Here is a 23,228-nt window from a genome sequence, read left to right as displayed (position 1 = left end):
AGCAGGCGCGTAATGCCGTTTGTTTTGATTTCGTACATGGTTGCCAGCTGCTGACCCAGCTTGCCTGCAGGCCAGCCCTGCCGCTCAAACCACTCGAGGTAGAAAACGGGCAGATCGGTAATCCAGCTGCCTTCGAAGCGTCCGAAAGGCATACGGGCGTTTACAAGATCGATCAAAAACTGCGGGTCTGGCTGTTCTTCCGTCATTTAAATTGAACTTTGTTTAGGCTGTTAGGATGCGCGCGGTTTTGTAAATTAGGCAACTGCTGCTTTTATTCCATTGCCTGATTTATTTATTACAGCAGAGAAATATCCGATTTAACGAAACCATGCTATTACCGCTTCCGCTTTACTTCTAAAGACAAGGCCGGCGCGGTACCTTATTAAGGGCACAGCAGCAGCCATCGAAAAAAAACAACTCTCCTATCTATTATCATCAACTTGCGCTATGAAATCACGAGACGACCTCCGTGCCCAAAAGTGGCACAGCCTGAGCGCGGATGAAACCGCCCGGCTGCTTGCTACCGATCCCGAAAAAGGCCTGAGCGAACAGGAAGCCAAAAAACGGCTTGCACAGTTCGGGCCAAACAAACTGCCAGAGCAAAAGCAGCGGGGGCCGCTGATGCGCTTCCTCATGCAGTTCCACAATGCCCTGATTTATGTGCTGCTGGGCGCGGCAGTGGTAACAGCCCTGATGGGGCACTGGATCGACACCTGGGTGATTCTCGCCGTGGTTGTAATCAACGCCCTCATCGGCTTTGTGCAGGAAGGCAAGGCCGAGCAGGCCCTGGAAAACCTCAAGCAGATGCTTTCGCTCAAAGCCACGGTTGTGCGCGACGGCAAGCGCACCGAAATCGCTGCGGAAGAGCTTGTGCCGGGGGATGTGGTCCGGCTCGAATCGGGCGACAAAATCCCGGCCGACATCCGCTTTGTGTATGCCCGGAACCTCAAGGCCGAGGAATCGGCCCTTACCGGCGAATCGCAGCCGGTGAATAAAACAACAGAGACCGTTCCGGAAGATGCCGTGGTGGGCGACCGGAAATCGCTGGGCTTCAACAGCACGGTGATTACCTACGGCCGCGGTACCGGCCTGATTTTTGCCACGGGTGCCGATACCGAAATCGGCAAGATCAACACCATGATGAGCGAAGTCGAGAAGATGACAACGCCCCTGCTGCGGCAAATCGACGGTTTCGGGAAAAGCCTGTCGGTCATTATTCTGGCGCTCACCTCGGTGATGTTCGCGGTCGGCTACTTTGTGCACGGCGACACCTACTCGGTACCGGACCTCTTCATGGCCGTGATCGGCCTCGCCGTTGCCGCGATTCCCGAGGGGCTGCCGGCCATCATGACCATCACCCTGGCGCTGGGCGTGCAGCGGATGGCTTCCAAAAACGCCATCATCCGCAAGCTGCCCTCAGTCGAAACCCTGGGCTCGGTAACCGTGATCTGCTCCGACAAAACCGGCACGCTCACCAAAAACGAGATGACGGCCACGAGCCTCGTAAGCTCCGCCGATGCTTTTCAGGTTGAGGGCACCGGCTATGCCCCGGAAGGCGACATCCTCACAGAGAAAAAAGAAAAGGCGGACCTCAGCGCGAAGCCGGTTCTTGCACGGCTGATTGAAACGGTGATGCTCTGCAACGAAGCCGAAATTGAGCAGAAAGACGACCGCTGGATCCTCAAAGGCGACCCGACCGAGGGCGCGCTCGTTACGCTGGGCACCAAAGCCGGCATTGATGTGGGCGCCTGGAAACGGCTGGACACCATCCCCTTCGAGAGCGATCACAAATTTATGGCGACCCTGCACGAGCACCGCGAAACGGGCGAACGCATCATTTTCCTGAAGGGTGCTCCGGAGCGGGTAATTGAAATGTGCAGCGAGCAGCTGACTGCTGATGGCACCGAAGCCATGCAGGCCGGTTTCTGGAAAGACCGCATCGACGCCATTGCCGAAAAAGGCGAGCGCGTAATCGCAGCGGCTGTGCGAAAGGTGAAGGGAGATGTAACCCAAATCGAAATGAAAGATGTGCGGGAAGGCCTGCAGTTTGCGGGATTAATCGGGATGATTGATCCGCCGCGCCCCGAGGCGATCGAAGCCGTGAAAGCCTGTAAGCAGGCGGGCATCAAGGTGAAGATGATCACCGGCGACCACGCCATCACCGCGAGCGCCATCGGGGAACAGCTTGGCATTTGTGAAGGCCGCAAAGCCATAACCGGGGGCGAGCTGGAAAAAGCCACCGACGAAGAACTGCAAAAGCTGGTAGTGGAGTACGATATTTTTGCCCGGACCAGCCCCGAGCACAAGCTGCGGCTCGTGAAGGCGCTACAGGAAAACGGCGAGGTCGTAGCCATGACCGGCGACGGCGTGAACGACGCCCCGGCCCTGAAGCGGGCGAGCGTGGGCGTAGCCATGGGCATCAAAGGGACCGAAGTGACCAAAGACGCCTCCGAAATGGTACTGGCCGACGACAATTTTGCCTCCATCGCGAAAGCGGTAGAAGAAGGCCGCACGATTTACGACAACCTGCGCAAAGCCATTTTGTTCATTCTGCCGACCAACGGCGCTGAGGCCTTTGTGATTATGGCGGCCATCCTGATGGGCATCGCCCTGCCCATTACCCCGGTTCAGATTTTGTGGGTGAACATGGTAACAGCCGTAACCCTGGCCATTGCACTCAGTTTTGAGCCATCCGAAAGGGGCGTGATGCTCAGGCCGCCGCGCGACCCCAAAGCCCCGATCCTGGGCGGCTATTTCATCTGGCGGGTTGCTTTTGTGTCGCTACTGATTGGCGGCATCACCCTGTTTTTGTACTACTACCTCAAAGACAACGGCTATCAGCTGGAAGAAGCCCGCACCATCGCGATCAACGTGCTCGTTGCCGGTCAGGCGTTCTACCTGTTCAACTGTCGCTACCTGCATGAAAGCGGCTTCAGCCGCGGCTTCTTCGACAACAAGGTCGCGCTGGGTGCCGTCGGTGCCCTCATCGTGTTTCAGCTGATTTTCGTGTACGCGCCCTTCATGAACCTTTGGTTCGGCACCGAACCGATCAAAGCCGGCTACTGGGGCTGGGCCGTACTGGCGGGCTTCGTCGTATTCTGCATGGTGGAGGCCGAAAAATTCGTATTCCGGCAGATCGGGGAATAAATTTTTTAGGGTGATGTGGATGTGCCCTCAGCTGAGCAGCTTTCCCAGACCGCTGCTCAGCTGCTGCCAGGGAGAAACAAGCGTGCCGTCGGAACGGCTCTGGCGCTGCGAGCCGGCGTAGATGAGCAGGGAGCGGGGTGTATCGGTCAGATTCTGCCAGTACCGGATATTTTTGAAGAAAGACGGCTGCACAGTCATGCCCGATTTGATTTCAATCGGTACAACCTGAAGGCCTTCTTCGAAAATCAGATCGATCTCTTTGCCAGATTTATCGCGCCAGTAATACAGCCGCGGTTCGAGCCCCTTGTGCAGCTGCTGTTTCATGATTTCAGAGGCGACCATGGCCTCAAACAGGCTGCCCCGATGGGCACTCTGGCTGAGTTCTTCGGATGTGCGCAACCCGAGCAGCGAGCATACCAGCGCGGAATCCCAAAAATATACCTTCGGTCGCTTTGTGATGGTCTTGCTGAAATTTTTGTGATACGGCCGGAGCAAAAAAACGATGAAACTGCTTACCAGAATGCCAAGCCACGCCTGAGCCGTTTTCTGGTCGATTCCGGCTTCGGCTGCCAGCGCCGTAAGGTTTAGTTCCTGCCCGTTACGTACTGCAAGCAATCGCATAAAACGGTCAAAGACCAGCAAATCGGTAATATTCCGGATTTGACGCACATCACGCTCAACATAGGTGCGGATGTATTGCGGCATCCACTCCGGACCCGGAATCTGCTGATCGTGTACCGGCGGGTAAAAGCCGTTGAGCAGCCACTGATCGGGGGCAGATGCAGAAGCCTCAGCACCGAACTTACCGGCCTGCGCGAGCTCTTCAAGAGAAAACGGGAGCAGGTTGAGGTACGCGATTCTGCCGGCGAGCGTCTGCGATATATTTTGCTGAAGCAGAAAATTGTTTGAACCGGACAAGATGAACAGACCTTTTTCACGCGTTTCATCAAGCACCCGCTGAAGGTAGGAAAAAAGTTCAGGCACACGCTGCACTTCGTCGAGCACGGCGCCATCCGGGTATGCGGCAAGGAAACCGCGCGGATCTTCGGAAGCAAAACGGAAGGTATCGGGATCCTCGAGGGTGAGGTAGGGCTTATCCCCAAAAATATGGCGAGCAAGGGTAGTCTTCCCGGACTGCCGGGGACCGGTTAAGGCAACCGCTTTCCACATTTTCGCGGATTGGCGAAGTTTTTCCGTAAGTAAGCGCTCGATCATCATATCTCAATTTAGGAAAATTCCGGAATTTAATTCCGGAATTTTCCGGAGTTGGATTCCTAAAACAGTCATTATTCCGCCAATTCACAAGAGATTTAGTCCTGAAATGCGGTTTGTTCAAGAGCTTCTCTATATATGATGCCGCCCATTAAAAATTAAATCCCGAAAGGATTTCATGTTTATAGCAAGGGGCAGACATCCCCAAAAATGCGACCCCGCTGGGATCGGACAACGCGGGAACCGGAAATTTACTATAAACATGTGACCCCTGCCGGGGTCGCTCTCTGGGCTACGATTACGTTCGGGACTTAGTCAGGCGGCAGCGGCACCATCGGGGTCGCTGTTTTGGCCCTGATTGTTTCCGGAAACGGGACAGTCTCCTTGTGCCCTTTTGGGGTCTGAGTACCGGGCTTATAAAATGGGGAATCTTGCCCGAATTTCAGCTTAGGTCCGGGAGCCCTTCACCCGAAAAAAATTACTCGTCAAACAAAATATCGAGCAGGAAGAGCTCTTCGGTTTCCAGGTTCACCGATACGAGGGCGTCGCCAAAGGTGCCGATCACGAAATAGTCAGAGGGCTGATTGAGGATGGTTTCGCCTTCCGGGGTGATGAGTCCGAGCCAGAATTCGCCCTGCCAGGAGTAGGAGATCAGCAGGTGCGGCTCACCGCCCACCTCCAGCACGAGCAAATTGTTGTACTGATGGAAGGAGCGGATGTTGGAGATGAACGCATCCTGATCATCAAAACTGAGGTCGATAAGCTCGGTGCTGTTGGGTCCGACGGCCATAAAATCGGGATGCAGAAATTCGGTTTCGCCGGTGGATTCGTCGAAAATGTAGATAAAGGGCATCAGCGAACTCATGGTGTAGATGCGGTCGCCGATGCGCTGTATGCCCCCGCCAGGCACAATCATGGAAAACACCTGAAAAGGCTCGGGCAGCAGATAATGCAGCTGCGCTTCACCGGTTTCGAGGTTATCGCGGCGCATCAGGTACATGCCGGAATTGGTGCGGTACACCCAGGGGGATTCCGGCGAGTAGCTAAACCACTTGCCCGGCGTATCGGTGTACCTAAAATGGTGTCGCAGGCTACCGTCGGCTTCATACACAATGAAATGACTTTCGCCGTGATCGCTCAGCCCGATGGTGCCATCAAAGTTCCAGGTGCGCATGGGGGAAACGTACTGCCCCGGCTCCGTGCCAATGCGGGAGATCCGCTGCAGGCCCGGCTCACAAAGGCCCGCAAAATAGAGCGCCTTGGTACGGAATTCCGTTAGCAGCAGGGTGCAGTCGTCCAGTTTGGCGGCGCTCGTCATTACCCTCGGGCTGATGAAATCTTCGGGCAGCGCGACCTGCTGCCGCACCTGAATCGTGAAATCAGTTACAACCGCTTCCTGCGGGCCTGAAGGCGTACAGGCCGCACCATACAGCAGGAACAAAACGGTAAAGACGAAAAACAGTAGCTTAGCGCGCATCTGAGAACAGTTTAGAATTAAAAAAGAAAAGCCGGATGGGGAAAGTAAATTCCGCCATCCGGCTAAAAGGTACGCATTCTGAGTTTACTTTGGAGGGGAGAAGATCTACAGCAGCATTCAAGTGGTAACGCTATTTAAAAAAAAATGGCCGGATTAAATATCCAGTTTTTTATCCGAGTCGCTCACGAACTGCTTTGTGAAGTTCTTCACCGGATAAGGTGTTAACCTTCCCTGATTTAACTTCAGCTTTTCTGCGACTGATTTCATCAAGCCAGGCTTCATTTGCGTCATCATCAACCTGTTCATCAAGACTGTTGATTAACTTTTTGGCCAGTGCCGCCCGTTGGTTTTTATTCAGCTCAAGAGCTGAATTTTCTATCATCCTAAAAGCTGAACTCATAATCAATAATATCTACGGTTAAGTTCTTAAGTAATTATTTTAATTTATCCTAAGGCTTGTGTAAACCTGCCGACACCAAACCGTCACTCCATCTCCAGTATCAGAGACTCCAGCGGGCCGAGTTCAATAGTGCCGTGCAGGGGCACTACGCGGCCTGTGCTAACATCGGTGCCGTTTGCAAAGCCTTCGGTGAGCTCAATGAAGCGGCCCATATTGAGCTGCTGCGCCTCATCCTGACCGTTCAGGATCACCATCACCCTTGCATCCTCGTTGTAGCGGAAATAAACGTAGATATTGCGCTCGGGGATGAAATGACGCAGGCGCCCGTTGTGGATCACTTCTGCACCGTTGCGCCAGTGTGTGAGGGTGCGCACAAACTCGTGCATCTCAGCAACCGGCAGACCCAGTTTTTCGCCCAGCTCCACGCGTCCTTCGTGGGTGAAGGCATTGATCTCATCGCCCGGCCATCCGCCGGGGAACGGGTGACGCTTGCCCGGGTCGTTCCACATCCCCTGCTGATCCATCATAATTTCGGTGCCGTAGAAAATCTGCGGAATGCCGCGGGTGGTGTAAATCAGCGACAGACCCATTTTGAACTTGCCCGGATCGCGGTTCACGATGTCGGCAAAGCGGGTGAGATCGTGATTGTCCACAAAAATTACATTCAGCATGGGATCGGTGTACAGGAAATCCTGACCGAGGGTGTAGTAGATGCGCATCAGGCCGCTTTCCCAGCCGGGACCTTCGTTGAGGCCGCGCGAAATGGCGTTGAAAAGCGGAAAGTCGGTTACGCTTGGCAGGTGAGAGTTATAATCGCCGGAGATGCGCGAGTTAAACTGCCACCAGGCTGTAGTGGGCACATCGGGCATCCAGACTTCGCCTACGATATTGAAAGTTGGGTACTCATCAAGCACGATGCGGGTCCAGTCGGCCATGTAATCGGGGTACGGGTAGGCGTGTGTATCCATACGGATGCCATCGATACCAAACTCTTCAATCCACCAAATGGTGTTTTGGATGAGGTAGTCAGCCACAAGCGGATTCCGCTGATCGAGATCGGGCATCTCATCCACAAACCAGGCGCGTACCGTTGTGTTGAAATCTTTGTCCGAGGCGTAGGGATCCATGATGGTATTGGTGCGGAAGGAAGTGTTGCCATACACCTCCTGATCGTGAACCCAGTCAGAAGACGGTAAATCTTTGATAAACCAGTGATGCGTGCCCACATGGTTATGAATTTTGTCCATAATCACTTTCATGCCCATTTCCTGCGAGGTGCTCACCAGGGTACGGAAGTCCTCATTGGAACCGAAGCGGCGGTCAACCTTGTACATGTCGGTTGCCGCATAGCCGTGATAGAAACCGGCGCCGATGGCGTAGTTATAGGGCATGTCGTTTTCGAAGATGGGATTCAGCCAGATGGCGGTCATCCCCAAATCCTGAATGTAGCCCAGATTATCGAGTATGCCCTGAATGTCGCCGCCTTTTCGGGCGAAGGGCTCATCCATATCGACGCCTTCGAGCATCCCGGGGATGTTATCGTTGGTCGGGTCGCCGTTGGCGAAACGGTCGGGCATGAGCAGGTAAATGACATCGCTGCTGTCGAAACCCTGATGCCTGCCTTCCGAGCCGAGCCGCTCACGGATCTCGTAATTGTAGCGCAGGTTTCGGCGGCCGTCATTAAAATTCAGGGGGATGGTGCCCGGCTGCGCCTCTTCGGTAATATCGAGATAGACGAACAGATAGTTCGGGTTTTCGGTTTTAACCATACGAACAAGGTCAACGCCGGGGTAATCCAGGCTTACACGGGTATTCCCGATGTTGGGACCGTGCACCAGCAGCTGAACCTGTGTTTGGTTGAAGCCGATCCACCAGTGCGGCGGCTCAACCCGTTCAATGGCCGGGCGCTGGGCCAGAGCCGTTGAAACCAGAAACAAAAGGATAAACAGTGCGGAAACTGATTTTCTAATCATCATATCTAAATCAATTAATAATATGCGGTGTAAGGTTTGCCGGCATCACCTCTAAGCTGATTTTCTCATAGCTGCGCATCAGCTGTGGAAGGGTGTGCATCGCGAATTCAAAAAACACTTTAGTCGTTTCAATTTCTTTACATTCCAGATTTTAGTCGTTTGAGATGCTTCAAACGTGGAGGGGCATTTACCACGACACTGATTCTGAAATAAACTTTTAAGTAAGCGGTTACATGCCAGCAGTCAACCCCTAATATAATGCATTCTGTATATTCCCGTTGAATTTTCGAAGCCGGTTACAAACCGGTATATTGAACCTCAAACCCAATCTTTCAGAGTCAGATTTATGCGCAGAAATTTTGCGAAACATCCCTTTTCCATTTTAAGCCTCCTCCTTCTTTTCTCATTGCTTGAGTTCGCAGAGCTGCAGGCCGCTACCGCACCACAGGCTGACGACGAGCTCAGGGTTGCCCGGCTGCAATACCGCGGCGGCGGCGACTGGTACAACGACCCCTCTGCCCTCGCCAACCTGATCCGCTTTGCGCGGCAGCACATCCCGCTTTCGCTGAGCGACAGATACGATGATGTGCATATCGGCAGCCGCGACCTGCACCGCTACGCTTTCGCCTTCCTCACGGGTCACGGAAATTTTGTGGTGAATGATGCCGAAGCCGCCAATGTACGGGAATTCGTGGATAACGGCGGCTTCCTCTATATCGACGACGACTGGGGCCTCGACCCCTACGTGCAGGAGTTTTTCCGCGTCACCTTTCCCGATGACGAGGTAATTGAGCTGCCGCACAGCCACCCGGTGTACCATCAGGTGTTCAGTTTTCCCAACGGCATCCCCAAAATTCATCAGCATACGGGCAAGCCGGCACAGGCCTTCGGCATTTTCCGGAACGGGCGCCTTGCCGTGCTTTACACCTACGAAACAAGCCTGCACGACGGCTGGGCCTACGACGTACACGACAACCCGCAGGAGGCTGTACAGGCCGCGCTGCGCATGGGCACCAACCTGCTCATGTACGCTTTTACAAGCTCCCGCTGAAAGCAAAGGAAAGCTTAAGCGTCACTTCAAAATCACCTGAAATTGCGTTACCTTTCCCGACTATGATTATACCGATTGCATCCGACCACGCAGGCTTTGAAGCCAAAGAGCTTGCCAAAAAAGCCCTCGAGAAACTCGGGCACGAACCCGTCGATTACGGCACACACGAAAGCGACTCCGTCGATTATCCGGATTTCGCCAAACTCGTGGCAACGGCCATTACCGACGGCGAATACGAGCGCGGCATCCTGATCTGCGGCTCAGGTCAGGGCATGTGTATGACGGCCAACAAATTTCCGCGCGTTCGGGCCGCTCTGGCATGGTCGCCCGAAATTGCCGCTCTATCCGCGCAGCACAATAACGCCAACGTACTCTGCCTGCCCGGCCGCTTCCTCAATGAGGCCGAAATCAGCCGCATAGTGGAAGCCTGGATCACCGCCGAGTTTGAAGGCGGCCGGCACCAGACCCGTGTCGATAAAATTGCTCCTCCCCCATCTGAATAACCCAGCCTGAACAAACCGATTATGCTTAATAAATCACTTAGCGCCGCCGATCCGGAAGTTTACCGGCTCATCGAAAAAGAAACCGAGCGTCAGAATCAGAACGCCGAAATGATTGCTTCCGAAAACTTTGCCTCAAAGGCAGTGATGGAAGCCATGGGCACAACCCTCACCAACAAATACGCTGAGGGCCTGCCCGGCAAGCGCTACTACGGCGGCTGCAAGTTTGTGGATGTGGTTGAAGACCTCGCCCGCGACCGTGCCAAAAGCCTGTTCGGGGCCGACTGGGTGAACGTGCAGCCGCACTCCGGCGCACAGGCCAACGCTGCCGTTTATCTGGCCATGATGAAGCCCGGCGACAAGCTCCTCGGCTTCGACCTCTCGCACGGCGGACACCTCACGCACGGCTCACCGGTTAATTTCAGCGGTATTTTGTATGAAGCCCATTTTTACGGGGTAGAAAAAGAGACCGGCCGTCTGGATATGAATAAAATCCGCGAGAAGGCCAAAGCTGTGAAGCCGCGTATGCTTTCGATCGGGGCTTCCGCTTACACCCGCGATTTCGACTACGAAGCCTTCCGCGACATCGCCGATGAAGTAGGCGCATTTCTTTGGATGGATATGGCCCACACCGCCGGCCTAATCGCAGCCAAACAGCTCAACAACCCGCTGCCCTGGGCCCATGTGGTAACCACTACCACGCACAAAACGCTGCGCGGTCCGAGAGGCGGCATGATCCTGATCGGGCGCGACACCGAGAACACCCTCGGCATCGTTGCTCCAAAATCAGGCCGGGTCAAAAACTGGAGTGAGATCCTGGACAGCGCCGTATTCCCCGGCACGCAGGGTGGCCCGCTCATGCACGTAATTGCGGCCAAAGCCGTCGCTTTTGGCGAAGCGCTGCAAGCCGATTTTGTGGGCTATCAGCAACAGGTCATCAAAAACGCTCAGGCCATGGGCCGTGTACTTTCAGAGCTCGGCTATGAGCTCGTGAGCGGCGGCACCGACAACCATCTGCTGCTTATCGACCTCCGCAACAAGGGCGTAACCGGCAAAGATGCCGAAAACATCCTCGGGCGGGCCGAAATTACCGTGAACAAAAACATGGTGCCTTTCGATACCCAAAGCCCGTTTGTGACATCCGGAATCCGCGTTGGCGCCCCAGCCATGACCACCCGCGGCATGAAAGAAGCCGAGTTCGAATACCTGGCCCGCCTCATCGACAAAGCCATCGGCAGCCCGACCGACGAAGCCGTACACGACAGCGTAGCCGCTGAAGTAAAGGCCCTGTGCGAGCGCTTCCCCCTCTACGACTTTGTAAGCATCTGAGCCGCATAAAGGCAAGGGCTCATCCCCCCAAACCGTTCTGCCAAAACCTGCCGGGACTTTTTGCTTCCGGCAGGTTTTTTCTGTTAAACTGACCCACGAAATAAGTCTTCCATCCGAAACCTTAGCACGTGTCAACTACTTCCCAACGTCAAATTATGGACCGGGAGCTGCCCAAAGCGGTTCCTCCGAAGCTTCAGACCGAGAACATGTCGTTCCTCGACCATCTCGAAGAGCTCCGCTGGCGCATCATCAAGGGGCTCGGCGGGGTGCTGCTGGGTATCATTGTAGCCTTCATCTACTCCGATTTTTTCATTGACACCGTACTGCTCGGTCCCGTTTATAAAGATTTCTTCGTGTATCAGTGGGTCGGGCTCGACGCCGTGGATATTTCCCTGCAAAACCGCCGCCTCCCCGGTCAGTTTTTTACCTATTGGGGCACCCTCTTCGTGGTAGGCTTCATCATCGGCTCGCCGCTGTTCATTTATCAGCTCTGGAAGTTCATTGAGCCGGCACTGGAAAACAAAGAGAAAAAGAACACCCGCTTCACCGCTTTTGCGATTACGGGCCTTTTTCTGGTTGGGGTCACATTCGGGTACACCGTGCTGGTGCCCTTTGCTGTGCAGTTTTTCGCACAGTTTCAGCTCTCGGAAAGCGTGCGCAACGACATTGATATCACCGCCTATTTTTCGGCGGTTACCATGTGGATTGTAGCCTGCGGCATCATTTTCCAGCTGCCAATGGTGAGTTATACCCTCTCAAAAGTGGGGATTCTCACCCCTGAATTCATGATTAAGTACCGCAAACTTGCCATCGTGATGTGCTTCGTGCTCGCCGCCTTCATCACTCCTCCCGATCCGGTATCACAATTTTTAATCGGGATTCCGCTTTTCCTGCTTTATCAGCTTGGCATTTACATCAGCAGGTATGTTAACCGGAAACGCGACCGCGAAATCTGGGGCAAAGAAGGAAAACCGCAGGCGGGCTAATGTTCAGCGTTTTTAGTTTTTTTTATCGGGGGATGGCTCCCTGCCCTCACCATTCAAGGGGTTAATCCCGCTGTTTTTGATATTGGGAAGCGTGTGCTTTGCCCGGCACCCTGCTTCCGAACAATTCATCATCTTTTTGTTTATTTTGCCTTTATGAAAACAAAACCTCCCAAAGTACACGTCCATACCCTGGGCTGCTCAAAAAACGATGTGGATTCGGAAGTGCTGCTGGCACAGTGCCGGGCCAATCAATTCGAAATCAGCCCCGAGGCAAAAGGCTCTGACGTGCTGGTAATCAACACCTGCGGCTTCATTGAAGCGGCCAAGCAGGAATCCATCAGCCACATTCTTGACGGGGTCCGCCTGAAAGAATCCGGGCAAATCGAGCGACTGCTGGTAATGGGCTGCCTTTCCGAGCGCTACGCCGATGCCCTGCGCGCCGACATCCCCGAAGTGGATCAGTACTTTGGGTCCAACAATCTGCCCGAAATCCTGCACGCTATGGGCGGTGAGTACAAGTACGAGCTGCTGGGCGAGCGCAGCCTCAGCACGCCGCAGCACTTCGCCTACCTCAAAATTTCGGAAGGCTGCGACAACCCCTGCTCGTTCTGCGCCATCCCGCTGATGCGGGGCGGGCACCGCAGCAAACCTATGGACGAGCTGGTGAACGAAGCAAGCCTGCTGCATCAGAAAGGCGTGAAGGAACTCATCCTCATTGGTCAGGACCTCACCTACTACGGACTCGACCTCTATGGCGGCCGCAAGCTCGATGAGCTGCTGCTGCGGCTTTCGGATATCGGCTTCACCTGGATCCGCCTGCTGTACGCCTACCCGGCCAAATTTCCGGTACACATTCTGCCGGTGATGCGGGAGCGCGAAAACATCTGCAAATACCTGGACATGCCGCTGCAGCACATCTCCACCAACGTGCTCAAATCCATGCGGCGGGGCGTTACCGAAAAGCGGCTGCGTGAGCTGCTCACTCTCATCAAAGAAGAAGTGCCGGGCATCAGGCTGCGCACCACCTTCATCATCGGCTACCCCAACGAAACAAAGGATGACTTCGAAGCCCTGCTTCAGTTCATGCGCGACATCCGTTTCAACCGGGTTGGCGTGTTCCCCTATTCTCAGGAAGACGACACAACGGCTTTCCCGCTCGGTGACCCCATCACCAAAAAAGAAAAAATGCGCCGCGTGAAAGCGGTGATGGAGCTGCAGGAAGAAATTTCGCTCGACCACAACATGATGCTGCTCGGTAAAGAGCTGCCGGTACTTATCGACCGGATTGAAGACGGTGTGGCCTACGGCCGCACCGAGTATGACTGCCCCGAGGTGGACAACGAATTTGTAGTTCAGGGCGCCGCCGAAGGTTTCGACACCCGCGAGCTGCGGGCCGGGCATTTCTACATGGCCGAGGTAACCGATGTTGAGCCGCACGATATGTTCGGCATTATCACCAAACGCCTCGACTAAGCGGCATCATCCCAAACAACAGCAGTATGCCCAACCGACTTGCCCAATCCGGCTCTCCCTACCTGCGACAGCATGCGGATAATCCCGTTGACTGGCACCCGTGGGGCGAAGAAGCGCTGGTAAAAGCAAGGCGTGAGAACAAGATGATTTTCCTTTCCGTGGGCTATTCAAGCTGCCATTGGTGCCATGTTATGGAGCGGGAAACCTTCCGCGACGAAGAAACCGCGGCCCTGCTCAACGAGCATTTTGTATCCATCAAGGTGGATCGGGAAGAGCGGCCCGACATCGACGCCCTCTACATGGAAGCTGTTCAGGCCATCAGCGGGCAGGGAGGGTGGCCGCTGAATGTGTGGCTGACGCCCGACACCCTGCCGGTTTTTGGAGGCACCTATTTCCCGCCGACTTCCCACTCCGGGCGGCCCTCCTTCCGTAAAGTGCTTCGCCGGATGGTGGAGCTGTACGAAGGTGAACCGGAAACCATTTTCAAACAGGCCGAAGAGTTGCGTACGGCCCTTCAGCAGGATATCCTCCGACACCTTGAAGCAGGCAGCCTGCAAGAGAAGTATTTTGAAGAGGCCGTCGTAAACCTGCTTGAACAGTACGATGAAGTTGACGGCGGTTTTTCAGGAGCGCCCAAATTTCCGATGGCCATGAGTATTTCTTTCCTGTTCAAATACAGCCTTATCTCGGGTAAAAAGCCTTATGCAAAACCTGCGCATCACTCCCTGAAAGCCATGCTGAACGGTGGCATATTTGATCAGATAGGCGGCGGTTTTCACCGGTACAGCACCGATACCCGCTGGCATGTGCCGCATTTTGAAAAAATGCTGTACGACAATGCACTGCTCATTAGCAGCCTCAGCGATGCACACACCTTGAAACCGGAACCACTGTACGAACTCGCTGCTGAAGAAACTTTTCGTTTCCTGCGCTATCAGATGTGCCATCCCGGAGGCGGTTTTTTTGCAGCACTCGATGCCGATTCAGACGGAGAGGAAGGCTTGTATTACGTGTGGAGCCTGTCAGAAACCCTGGAAGCGCTGTCGGGTTTTCCTCAGCATGAAGCCCGGTTTTTCTGTGATGTGTACAACATCAGCGCCAAAGGAAACTGGGAAGGCACCAACATCCTGCATATCACAACCCGCATTTCTGAAATTGCCCGCTCCTATGGTTTTGAGGAAACAGAAGCCCGCAACATTCTCTACCGCTGCCGTGAAGTGATGCTTACTGCACGGGCCGACCGGGAGCGGCCGGCCCTCGACGATAAAATCATCACCGCATGGAATGCAATGCTGCTCACGGCTCTGTGCAAAGCAGCGCGCCGCTTTAGCTCGCCCAAATGGGAGACCTACGCCCGGCAGCTTGGCGACTTTCTGGCTTACGCCATGATACCCGAGAACGGCCCCGTCATGCGGCTTTATATAGCAGGCGAGGTGAGTCAGCCGGGCTTTCTGGATGATTACGCCCTTCTCGCCGAAGCCATGACACACTTATTCGAGCTCAGCGGTGAAGCCCGCTGGCTCACGCTTGCGGAAGCACTCTGCAATCAGCTGATTGATCATTTTTATGACGATGCCGTGCAGGGTTTTCACTATACAGCCAAACATCACGAACGCATCATTAAGCGCGGCCGTGATATTTTTGACAACGCAAGCCCCTCCGGGAACTCTGCCGCCATTGCTGCCCTTTGGCGCTGCGGCAAATTAACGGGAAACACCCGCATGGAGCAGATTGCTAACGGGGCTTTCCGAAGGGTACTGCCTGCCGCAGCCATGCATCCCTCCTCCTTCAGCTACCTGCTCAGCAGTGCTCTCGAATTTTTTTATCACAATCAGGAGATTGTCATCAGCGGATCCGATCCGGGCTCATTCTTGCAGCATTTCCGTCAGCACCCTTCCTTCACCCGTTTTCTGGTTACAAGCCCTGATGCCGCTCAGATTCCTTATCCGCCGTTCGAGGGTAAAAATAAGGCCGGCAGCCAAACCCTTTGCTATATCTGCGAAAACTTCAGCTGTCAGAAACCTGTATCCTCAGCCGAATCCCTGTAGTAACCCCAACAGACCAATAGCCGCGCGCGAATACCGCTATAAGCCCATTTCGGTTTAAATCGTACCGCATAATTTAGCCTGCTTTTCGTTATCTTTGGAAGCTAAATCAAAAACTGCCGAATTTAACCTGTTCATCTGAAACCCCGCGACATGACTATTTTTCACAGCGTAACCGTCCGTTTTTTAACCCTAATTGCTGTAGTGTTGCTTTTCACGGCCTGCGATGATAACACCTTCAGGGGGCCTGATTTTAGTCAGGTACCTGATCCGGTTGATATTACCGGTTTGCAGGCCGATACCCTTGCCAACGGTATTCTGCTGTACACTTTCCGTCAGGGAAATCCGGCCAACCCTGACCTGCCCGGCCTTACTCCCCGCGATCAGGGCTTTATGCGCTATTCAAGCTGGTTTAATGGCGGCCGGGGAAATGTTCGCGACAGCTCCTACGAAGGTGGTTTCATGGATCCGGTTTTCACCGATTTCCTGCGTCGCGAAATCGGTAACGGAGTTCCGATTTTTACGGGCACCTATTTCAATTTTATCATAAGTGGCATGCTTCCCGGAACCAAAGATGAAGACGGTGAATTCAATGCCGACGGTGAGTTTCGCGTAGCACTCGTTCCCCCTTCAGTTTCAGGTCTGTCGGATACCCTCCGCTACGATATTGAACTTTTCGAAATTCTGGACTGATCCAGACACATCAATCCATTGTTTACAGCCTTGCCGGAGCAATCCGGCAGGGCTTTTTTTATTTAGTACGGACAGGGTGATGGATTACCCGGTGATGATGGATAACATTTCCCGAAACAACAAGGCCAAACAAAGAAAAATGCAAGTGTATCAGCCATAGAAGTTTTGCTCTCTGCAGCACATCATAACAGCCTTGAAGCGCCATCAAAAGGAAAGCCCCGCCCGGCACATTACTGCTGCCTGACGGGGCTTTTTAGCGGGAGGAAATTCTGCTCAGCAGCTGCGGGTTCGCAGCCTGAGGCCGGACCCGGGATTTATTTCACCAGCAGCATTTTGTTGGTGAAGGTCTGTCCGTTGGCCTGCATGCGCACGAGGTACACGCCGCTTGTGAGGCGCGAGCCGTCGAACTGAACGGTGTGTGTACCTGCCGTTTGCATGCCGTTGTGAAGCAGGGCTACGCGCTGACCCAGTACGTTGAAAACCTCGAGGCGCACATCGGTGGCTTGCCCCACTTCGTAGCGGATGTTGGTTGTGGGGTTGAAGGGGTTCGGATAGTTTTGCAGGAGTCCGAAGCCGGCAGGCTGCTCAAGAAGGTCTTCGTCGTGAATACCAACCGGCATCAGGCCGCCCTCCGGAAGGGCTACAAACTGCGACGTATAAATTACGAACTCACCGGGGCCGAGTACAACGGGCTCGTTGGTAGCACTAAATACGCGCTCTTCCTGTGCGAAGTAATCGTACCACACGCCGGTATGCTGCACGTTTGCATCAACCGTGCGCTGATTTACATCGAAGTTTCCGATGATGGTCACGTTCATGCTCTCGTGGTTCAGCCGGATGCGTTTTACAGAAGGCTGAAGGTCCAGATCTACGTTTTCCGTGCGGAAAGCTTCGCTGCTCTGCCGCAGGTGAATAAGTGCGCGCCAGGTGTTGTAAAGCTCAACCCGTACAGGGTCAGCAAGGTACTCATCCCACATTACCGGCATGGGAGCCGTCCGGTTAGGGCCGGTTTCGTCGAGGGGGATGTCGTAGCCGAGTTCGCCAAACTGCCAGATCATTTTCGGACCGGGGATGGTAAAAAAGAAGGCTCCGGCCAGCTTCTGCCGCCCGATGGCGGTTTCAAAATCACGCACGCTGTAACCCGCTGAGCTGTTGCCAAACTGCAGGTTGCGGTACATCAGCCGCTGCTCATCGTGGCTTTCCATGTAGCCCACCAGGTTGGGCGCATTCCAGCCGCGGCTCTGATGGAAAACACCGGAAAAATTCGACTGATTATTGCTGTGCCAGCCCATGGTGGCTTCATTGTAATTGAAATTCATGTTACCCCACAGGAGCATGCCTGGCCGGCCTTCGTTGCGGCGCCAGTTGGAGAGCTCCATTTCTTCACTGTTTGCAGTAAAGTGCTCCAGAACGATCCAGAAATCCGGATCGACTTCCCAGATAGCATCGGCCATACGTTTCAGGTTTGCAATGCGCTGCGCATTATAGCCATGGTAGTTTTGGCTGTTGAAGTTGGTCGCAAAGCCTTTGGTGAGGTCGAACCGGAAGCCGTCGACACGGAACTCCTCAATCCAGAAGCGGTTGGCGCGGTCCATCCAGTATTTGATTTTGGGATGGTCGTGATTGAGGTGATTGAAAACATTGAATTCGTGCCCGGGACCTATCAGCGGATTGTTCTGATGGCCGTACAGACCTATGAGCGGTGAAAGATCGGTTGCGTGATTGTACACCACATCCAGCAAAACGGCCATGCCGCGGGAGTGTGCTTCATCGATGAGGCGCTTGAGTTCGAAGGCGGGGCCGTACGACTTCTCCACAGCAAGGTGGAAGTTGGGATTGTAGCCCCAGCTGATGTTGCCGTCGAAGTTGGAAACCGGCATTAGCTCAAGGGCATTGATGCCCAGCCGCTGCAGGTAATCGAGGGAATCGGCGAGATTGGCGTAGGTGCTTTCATCCATCCAGTCGCGGATCAGCAGCTCATATTTAATCATATCACGGTGATCGATCCGCTGATAATCTGTAGTCTGCCACTCGTACTGCGGCGCGGCGGTTTGGAGGATGGAAACCACACCGCTTGTTTTACCTGTCGGGTATGCTTTCAGGTTCGGGTAAACATCCTCACTGATAAAACGGTCATTCCAGGGGTCGAGCATTTTGTGGGAGTATAATTCGCCGATCCGGCGCTCGCCTTCCACCAGATACTGGAAACCGTACTCAACACCGGGTGTAAGCCCTGTAACGGTGGTCCAGAACATCACGCTATCCGGGTTAACCGTATGGCGGTTCATGAAAAACTCAGGGCGGATTTCCCACTCAGTGAAATCGCCGATCACATAAATATGCTCGATATAAGGAGCCCAGATGGCAAGGGTCGCTGAGGTATCATCATTATGATAATTGATTCCGTAGCGTGTGCCTGAGGGCGGAGCTGCTTCGGTAACTTCAGGATTAACTACAATGTAGGTGAAGGCTTCGGCAGTTTCTCCGGTATTGTCTTCCACTTCAGCGCGCAGGTCGATACGGCCGGTAGTATTAATTGACAGCGTATAGGTAAGCTCGGCAGCAGCGTTGACTGATGCGAGCAGCTCATCACCTGCAAAAAGGCGAAGTGCGGCAATTTCGGTTTCGAGGGCAAAGCCCGCAATACGGATCTCGACATCATCCCCCGGCTCAGCAAAAGTAGGGCTGAAGGGATCGTCGGAAGGGCTTGTAAAGCGGACCAACAGAGGCTCAACAAATAAATCAACAAAAATATCTGCGTTTCCTACATCCTTGCCTTCGCGCCAGCTGCCGTTAACAGGCGCTTCGCTTCGGAAAACAAAGGCAAGCTGCAGAATCTGCTCACTTGCAGGCACCCCGTAGTAAGCCCGGATATCTTCGATATCAAGCTGATAGAGGTCTTCCCCTATCCGGGTGAGTTTGGTTTCGGGGGTGTTTTGGCCCCAGTTAGTTTTTACGTAGCGCCAGCCGGAGGGTCCTGAACTCAGGTTAGTAATTACGCCCGTGTGAGCGTACACATCGCCTGTATAACCGGCCAGGCCGCCGTTGCCCTGGGTGGCATCAAAAATAATGGATACCGGCTGATCTTCAGTAGGAAAATCGGGTATGGTGGTTACGACCTGAGCATTCAGCCAGGTGGCCGGCAGCAAAGTGATCACAAGCAGGGTAAAAAGCGAAAGCAATCGCATCCTGGGGTAAAACATGTGGGTATAGGTTTTATTTCAGTTAAGAGGGTACCGAAGAGCCGGTTATGGAATCATCCCGAAGGGATGAAGCCTCGGCCATAGCTGCCGGGCTTATGGAAGAGCTGCGCAAGACGAGCTCCGGTGAAAAAACGGTATGTGACACGTTCGCGTCGGGGTTTTCAATGCGGTTGAGTAATTTTCCAATGGCCATTTCTCCCATTTCACGCATAGGCTGCCTCATGGTACTGAGGCCAAAAAAATCAGAAAACTGAATGTCATCGAAACCGATAATGGGCAGATATTTGCCGCGGTCCTGCATGGCTTTAATTGCGCCAATAGCCTGGATATCAGAGTTGCAAAAGCAGGCATCAGGAAGTTCCGGTAATTCAAGCAGGGATATCATGGCTTCATAGCCGTTTTTCTCGGTAAAGCCGTCCCGGGCACGGCTCGAACCTGTTACAATGAGCTCAGGCACCAGAAAGCGGCCGCCGTCTTCAAGGGCGCGCCGGTAACCGCTGATGCGATCCTGAGAAGGTTTGGAGCTGCTGATTGCAGAAATCATGGCAATCCGCTCGTAGCCATTTTCCATCAGATAGCGTGTAGCATTGTAAGCGCCTTCCACACTGTCAACACTTACGGAATCGTATTCTGCACTGTATTCATCAACGAGTGTTACAGGCACATCAAACTTTTTAAGGGCTTTCCACTCGCGTTCAGAAAGGTGAACGGATATGATCACATACCCCTCGGCCATTCCCCTTTTGATGCTGTACTCAACCTGATCGAAAATATCATCTGAAATTTTAATGTTATAAATATTCAGGTCGAAATCAGAATTGCCAATCTGTTCCTGTATGCCTTCAAGTACTTCCATAAAAAAGTAATTTGAAATAACCGGAACAATTACAGAAATGAGTTTGCTTTTTTTCCGTGCAAGGCCCTGCGCCATGGCCTGCGGGTGATACCCCATCTTTTTCGCAAGCTGCAGAATTTTCGTTCGTGATTTTTCAGACACGTTCGTGCTGTTGTTAAACACGCGTGAAACGGTTGCAATGCTAACCCCTGCCTCTTTGGCGATATCGTAAATTGTTACAGACACAATGAAATCCTCTCGTGCTTGGTTGAACGGTTTCCAAACCGCATTGTAGTTTGGGTCCGGAAAAGAATCCGGAGGCCTGTTACAGGCCTCCGGATGATATGGCATTTTTATTTCATCCGAAACTAACCGGAGGAAAGTCTATACTTGCTTGGATTTACTTCACGAGCATCATAGTGCGCTGTGTCGTAAAATTACCGGACTGCAGGCGGTACAGATATACCCCTGAAGACAGGCGGCTGGCATCAAATTGTACAGTATGTACGCCGGCACTGAAGGTACCGTTAGCCAGTGTAGCAACACGCTGCCCCAACACGTTGAACACATCCAGACGGATATCAGCTGATTCCGGCAGGGTGAAGTTGATGTTGGTTGTCGGGTTGAAAGGGTTCGGGTAATTCTGGCTCAGCGTGATGGCACGCGGAAGCTCGCTGCCCGGCTGTACGCTTGTTGGCGTTACAGGGAAGTAAACTGTACCTGAGTACAAGTGGTTGTTGGTTTCAGGCTGTGTTTCGCGGGTAAGTGCGAAAGTAGTACCCCAGTCGAGCTGCGGGAAATCAGACAACATAACAGGAGCATCTTCTTCACCTAAACCATAGCTCGGCGGAGCAGGGAAGTCGAGGTCTTCAGCTTTCCAAACAATTTCATCGAAGGTAAAGCCGCCGGTTGGCCAGATAGTTACATCACCAATCACTACTTCAGGTTCGATGTAGCGATAGTAACGACGGCCTGCGTTAAATCCGCCACCATTGATTACATACGGGCCGTCTTCCGGGCCGTAAGCAATTCTGAAACCAAAGTGATTTTCCGTTGGCAGAAGGATTTCGAGTTCAAGCTCATACATGTTGGTATCACCAACACGGGTGAAACGCAGGCGGTCGCGCTGGGCCGGATCATTAAGGCCCGGGGAACCGTCGCCAACAGAAAGGTTCTGGGTGAGACCAAAAATTGGTGTTTCAACCACAAGGAACACTTCATCTTCACCCGGAGTGAACGGGTTATCGGCGTTGGCGATGGCATCCGTCATATCGAGCGGGAAGGTTACGGTATAGGTATCGGTACCGGTACCTTCAGAAGTTATGAGCGCCTGCTGCGGAAGACTGTTGAAGAAGCCGATATCGCCGCCAAAATCGCCGGTAGCAACCTGGAATGGTGAGCTGCCGAAATCGTACAAACGATCGCCGCCGCCAAATGCACCCGGCTCTTCCCAACCGTTACCTGATATCAGGTTCGGGATGTAGTTCGGGCTTGAAGAGTCGAAACGGCTTTCATCCCAAACGATGAAGTATTTGTAAGGAATCTGCTGACCTACTTCGCGGGTAAGTACAAAAGAGCTTCTCCAGATATCTTCACCTTCATCATAGGTCATTGAAGTACTTGAATCCCAGTTGTTGAACGCACCGGGAACGGCAACACGGTCGCCAATACCACGGTTGAAGTAGCCAAGCTGCTCGAGCAGACCAACGTTGGCACGGAATTCTACTTCAGCTTCAATGATTTCACCACTCGGAGGCACTTCATTGTTGAAGTTGGTCCAGCGGATGGTGGAATCAGCGGATGGAATGAAGAAGGTCTTGTCAGATCCGTCTTCCCACTGCACGCCGGCCGGTGTGTCGATCACATACTTGTAAAGAACCTGACCGGTTTCCTGATTGTAATTTCCACGAACCCCTACAACATGATCAGGATCTTCAGGATCGTACTGGTTTGTAGCTACCCGCGCACCAACGTTCACACGGAAGTGAACAGCTGTAAAACCTTCTTCCGAAGGCTCAAAAGGAGCTGTGCGGTCTGCGTTGGTTCCGGCAAAATACGCGATAGGAAGCACGATATCCCCATCAGCATCTTCAGGCACGGTGTACGTGTAGTTTCCGCCGCCGGTAGGATCAAATTCCCATCCGCCATTAAATCCGAGCCCGTTCTCTGTGTCAGAACCTGCCCAGAATTTATAGACAAGCTGATCGCCGGGAGCCATCAGGAGATTAAGTTCCCAGTAATCACCGGCAATATTCTGGGCCTGAACTGAGCTTGAACCCCAGTTAATGTTCTGGCCGAAGTAGTCTTCAGCGTTGAACTCGGTTCCGTTTACAGCACCACGGATTTGGAGCACCCCGTCTGCGCTGAGGGTATCAGCAACGGTTGAGGTGTTAACCCGGAAGGTGACCGTAATCGGGTCCTCTTCTGCTACCGCATAACTTGCTGCGCCAAAAACGAACAGTGCAAGCATGAGCAGCGCTTTGGTATAGGTTTTCATATGTACCTCTTTTTTTGTTTAGATTTACGGTTTCCCGCTTTTGTTTCAGATTTATTCTGAAAGATGTTTGAGACAGCCGGCACGTAAACAGCCCCGTGCTATATGCCCCGGTGTTGCGATAGTTTAAAATTTGACTTTAAGTGAGAAGCGGTTGGTTACGCCCAGAATTTTGTGGCTTTGCAGCGCGTAGCCGATGTTCAGGCCCAGGCCGTTGTTCACTTCGTAGTTAACCCAGCCGCCGGCTGCGAATTCGAACATCCGGTCGTCCAGAAACAAATCCGGCAGACCCGCCTGTACGGCGAACAGTTCATCGAAAAACGCCGCCTCTATGCCTACATTCACGCTCTGCGTGTTGTTGCTCGGGCTCACACCGTCGGCCATCAGCGTCAGGCGTACCACATCGGTCT

General features: G+C 53.4%; 16 protein-coding genes and 1 pseudogene. 8 read left to right on the top strand and 9 right to left on the bottom strand.

Going from position 1 to position 23,228, the window contains the following annotated elements:
* Nucleotides 1-206, bottom strand: a 206-nt coding sequence (locus LAT75_RS09810) for a DUF3820 family protein (protein ID WP_291482483.1), incomplete at its 3' end; no start/stop codon positions are given.
* A gap of 241 nt (nt 207-447) precedes the next feature.
* On the opposite strand from LAT75_RS09810, the gene LAT75_RS09805 reads away from it, so the two are divergent.
* Nucleotides 448-3,147: a cation-transporting P-type ATPase gene (locus LAT75_RS09805; protein ID WP_291482482.1), complete on the top strand. Its 2,700-nt coding sequence runs from the start codon at nt 448-450 to the stop codon at nt 3,145-3,147.
* 27 nt (nt 3,148-3,174) lie between these two features.
* Here LAT75_RS09805 and LAT75_RS09800 read toward each other — a convergent pair whose 3' ends face one another.
* The 4 genes from LAT75_RS09800 to LAT75_RS09785 all read right to left on the bottom strand — a co-directional run bounded on the left by LAT75_RS09800 (nt 3,175) and on the right by LAT75_RS09785 (nt 8,212).
* Nucleotides 3,175-4,365 carry an ATP-binding protein gene (locus tag LAT75_RS09800; RefSeq protein WP_291482481.1) on the bottom strand — a complete coding sequence of 397 codons (1,191 nt, stop codon included), beginning with the start codon at nt 4,363-4,365 and terminating at the stop codon, nt 3,175-3,177.
* A 472-nt stretch (nt 4,366-4,837) separates the two neighbouring features.
* Nucleotides 4,838-5,836 (bottom strand): hypothetical protein, encoded by a 999-nt coding sequence (locus LAT75_RS09795; protein ID WP_291482480.1) that lies wholly within the window; start codon nt 5,834-5,836, stop codon nt 4,838-4,840.
* Between the two features lie 169 nt (nt 5,837-6,005).
* Entirely contained in the window at nt 6,006-6,236 is a 231-nt protein-coding gene (locus LAT75_RS09790) for an addiction module protein (RefSeq protein ID WP_291482479.1), read from the bottom strand.
* 83 nt (nt 6,237-6,319) lie between these two features.
* Complete coding sequence (locus tag LAT75_RS09785) at nt 6,320-8,212, bottom strand: glycoside hydrolase family 13 protein (protein ID WP_291482478.1); 1,893 nt, start codon at nt 8,210-8,212, stop codon at nt 6,320-6,322.
* A 343-nt stretch (nt 8,213-8,555) separates the two neighbouring features.
* On the opposite strand from LAT75_RS09785, the gene LAT75_RS09780 reads away from it, so the two are divergent.
* The 7 genes from LAT75_RS09780 to LAT75_RS09750 all read left to right on the top strand — a co-directional run bounded on the left by LAT75_RS09780 (nt 8,556) and on the right by LAT75_RS09750 (nt 16,286).
* The gene (locus LAT75_RS09780; RefSeq protein WP_291482477.1) at nt 8,556-9,260 is read left to right on the top strand and encodes a DUF4159 domain-containing protein; all 705 of its coding nucleotides are present in this window, start codon (nt 8,556-8,558) and stop codon (nt 9,258-9,260) included.
* A gap of 62 nt (nt 9,261-9,322) precedes the next feature.
* Nucleotides 9,323-9,763, top strand: coding sequence for a ribose 5-phosphate isomerase B (gene rpiB / locus LAT75_RS09775; RefSeq protein ID WP_291482476.1), 441 nt, complete (start codon nt 9,323-9,325; stop codon nt 9,761-9,763).
* Nucleotides 9,764-9,784: 21 nt separating this feature from the next.
* Entirely contained in the window at nt 9,785-11,089 is a 1,305-nt protein-coding gene (gene glyA, locus LAT75_RS09770) for a serine hydroxymethyltransferase (RefSeq protein WP_291482475.1), read from the top strand.
* 128 nt (nt 11,090-11,217) lie between these two features.
* Nucleotides 11,218-12,075: a twin-arginine translocase subunit TatC gene (gene tatC, locus LAT75_RS09765; protein WP_291482474.1), complete on the top strand. Its 858-nt coding sequence runs from the start codon at nt 11,218-11,220 to the stop codon at nt 12,073-12,075.
* A 153-nt stretch (nt 12,076-12,228) separates the two neighbouring features.
* Nucleotides 12,229-13,548, top strand: a complete 1,320-nt coding sequence (rimO, locus tag LAT75_RS09760; protein ID WP_291482473.1) for a 30S ribosomal protein S12 methylthiotransferase RimO — start codon at nt 12,229-12,231, stop codon at nt 13,546-13,548.
* A 26-nt stretch (nt 13,549-13,574) separates the two neighbouring features.
* On the top strand, nt 13,575-15,596 hold the full coding sequence (locus LAT75_RS09755; protein WP_291482472.1) for a thioredoxin domain-containing protein: 2,022 nt from the start codon (nt 13,575-13,577) through the stop codon (nt 15,594-15,596).
* Between the two features lie 150 nt (nt 15,597-15,746).
* On the top strand, nt 15,747-16,286 hold the full coding sequence (locus LAT75_RS09750; protein ID WP_291482471.1) for a hypothetical protein: 540 nt from the start codon (nt 15,747-15,749) through the stop codon (nt 16,284-16,286).
* Nucleotides 16,287-16,600: 314 nt separating this feature from the next.
* Here the strand turns inward: LAT75_RS09750 and LAT75_RS09745 are convergent, their stop codons facing one another.
* From LAT75_RS09745 to LAT75_RS09730, 4 genes and pseudogenes are all read right to left on the bottom strand, one after another.
* Entirely contained in the window at nt 16,601-19,489 is a 2,889-nt protein-coding gene (locus LAT75_RS09745; protein ID WP_291482470.1) for an alpha-amylase family glycosyl hydrolase, read from the bottom strand.
* A gap of 22 nt (nt 19,490-19,511) precedes the next feature.
* Entirely contained in the window at nt 19,512-20,570 is a 1,059-nt protein-coding gene (locus tag LAT75_RS09740) for a LacI family DNA-binding transcriptional regulator (RefSeq protein ID WP_291482469.1), read from the bottom strand.
* Nucleotides 20,571-20,724: 154 nt separating this feature from the next.
* Nucleotides 20,725-22,821 (bottom strand): T9SS type A sorting domain-containing protein, encoded by a 2,097-nt coding sequence (locus LAT75_RS09735; RefSeq protein ID WP_291482468.1) that lies wholly within the window; start codon nt 22,819-22,821, stop codon nt 20,725-20,727.
* Nucleotides 22,822-22,944: 123 nt separating this feature from the next.
* A pseudogene (locus tag LAT75_RS09730) lies at nt 22,945-23,228 on the bottom strand (hypothetical protein); the annotation flags it as partial.

Source organism: Cyclonatronum sp., from assembly GCF_022565315.1.
Taxonomy (GTDB): domain Bacteria; phylum Bacteroidota; class Rhodothermia; order Balneolales; family Cyclonatronaceae; genus Cyclonatronum.
Note: the sequence above shows the minus strand (reverse complement) of the source record. Positions and strands in the feature narration are given on the sequence as shown.

Excerpts from the sequence above, each read along its gene's own strand:
- LAT75_RS09745 (WP_291482470.1), bottom strand. The coding sequence starts at position 19,489 with ATGTTTTACCCCAGGATGCGATTGCTTTCGCTTTTTACCCTGCTTGTG.
- LAT75_RS09780 (WP_291482477.1), top strand. The coding sequence starts at position 8,556 with ATGCGCAGAAATTTTGCGAAACATCCCTTTTCCATTTTAAGCCTCCTC.
- LAT75_RS09795 (WP_291482480.1), bottom strand. The coding sequence starts at position 5,836 with ATGCGCGCTAAGCTACTGTTTTTCGTCTTTACCGTTTTGTTCCTGCTG.
- LAT75_RS09755 (WP_291482472.1), top strand. The coding sequence starts at position 13,575 with ATGCCCAACCGACTTGCCCAATCCGGCTCTCCCTACCTGCGACAGCAT.
- LAT75_RS09735 (WP_291482468.1), bottom strand. The coding sequence starts at position 22,821 with ATGAAAACCTATACCAAAGCGCTGCTCATGCTTGCACTGTTCGTTTTT.
- LAT75_RS09805 (WP_291482482.1), top strand. The coding sequence starts at position 448 with ATGAAATCACGAGACGACCTCCGTGCCCAAAAGTGGCACAGCCTGAGC.
- glyA (WP_291482475.1), top strand. The coding sequence starts at position 9,785 with ATGCTTAATAAATCACTTAGCGCCGCCGATCCGGAAGTTTACCGGCTC.
- rpiB (WP_291482476.1), top strand. The coding sequence starts at position 9,323 with ATGATTATACCGATTGCATCCGACCACGCAGGCTTTGAAGCCAAAGAG.
- rimO (WP_291482473.1), top strand. The coding sequence starts at position 12,229 with ATGAAAACAAAACCTCCCAAAGTACACGTCCATACCCTGGGCTGCTCA.
- LAT75_RS09800 (WP_291482481.1), bottom strand. The coding sequence starts at position 4,365 with ATGATGATCGAGCGCTTACTTACGGAAAAACTTCGCCAATCCGCGAAA.
- LAT75_RS09785 (WP_291482478.1), bottom strand. The coding sequence starts at position 8,212 with ATGATGATTAGAAAATCAGTTTCCGCACTGTTTATCCTTTTGTTTCTG.
- LAT75_RS09790 (WP_291482479.1), bottom strand. The coding sequence starts at position 6,236 with ATGAGTTCAGCTTTTAGGATGATAGAAAATTCAGCTCTTGAGCTGAAT.
- LAT75_RS09750 (WP_291482471.1), top strand. The coding sequence starts at position 15,747 with ATGACTATTTTTCACAGCGTAACCGTCCGTTTTTTAACCCTAATTGCT.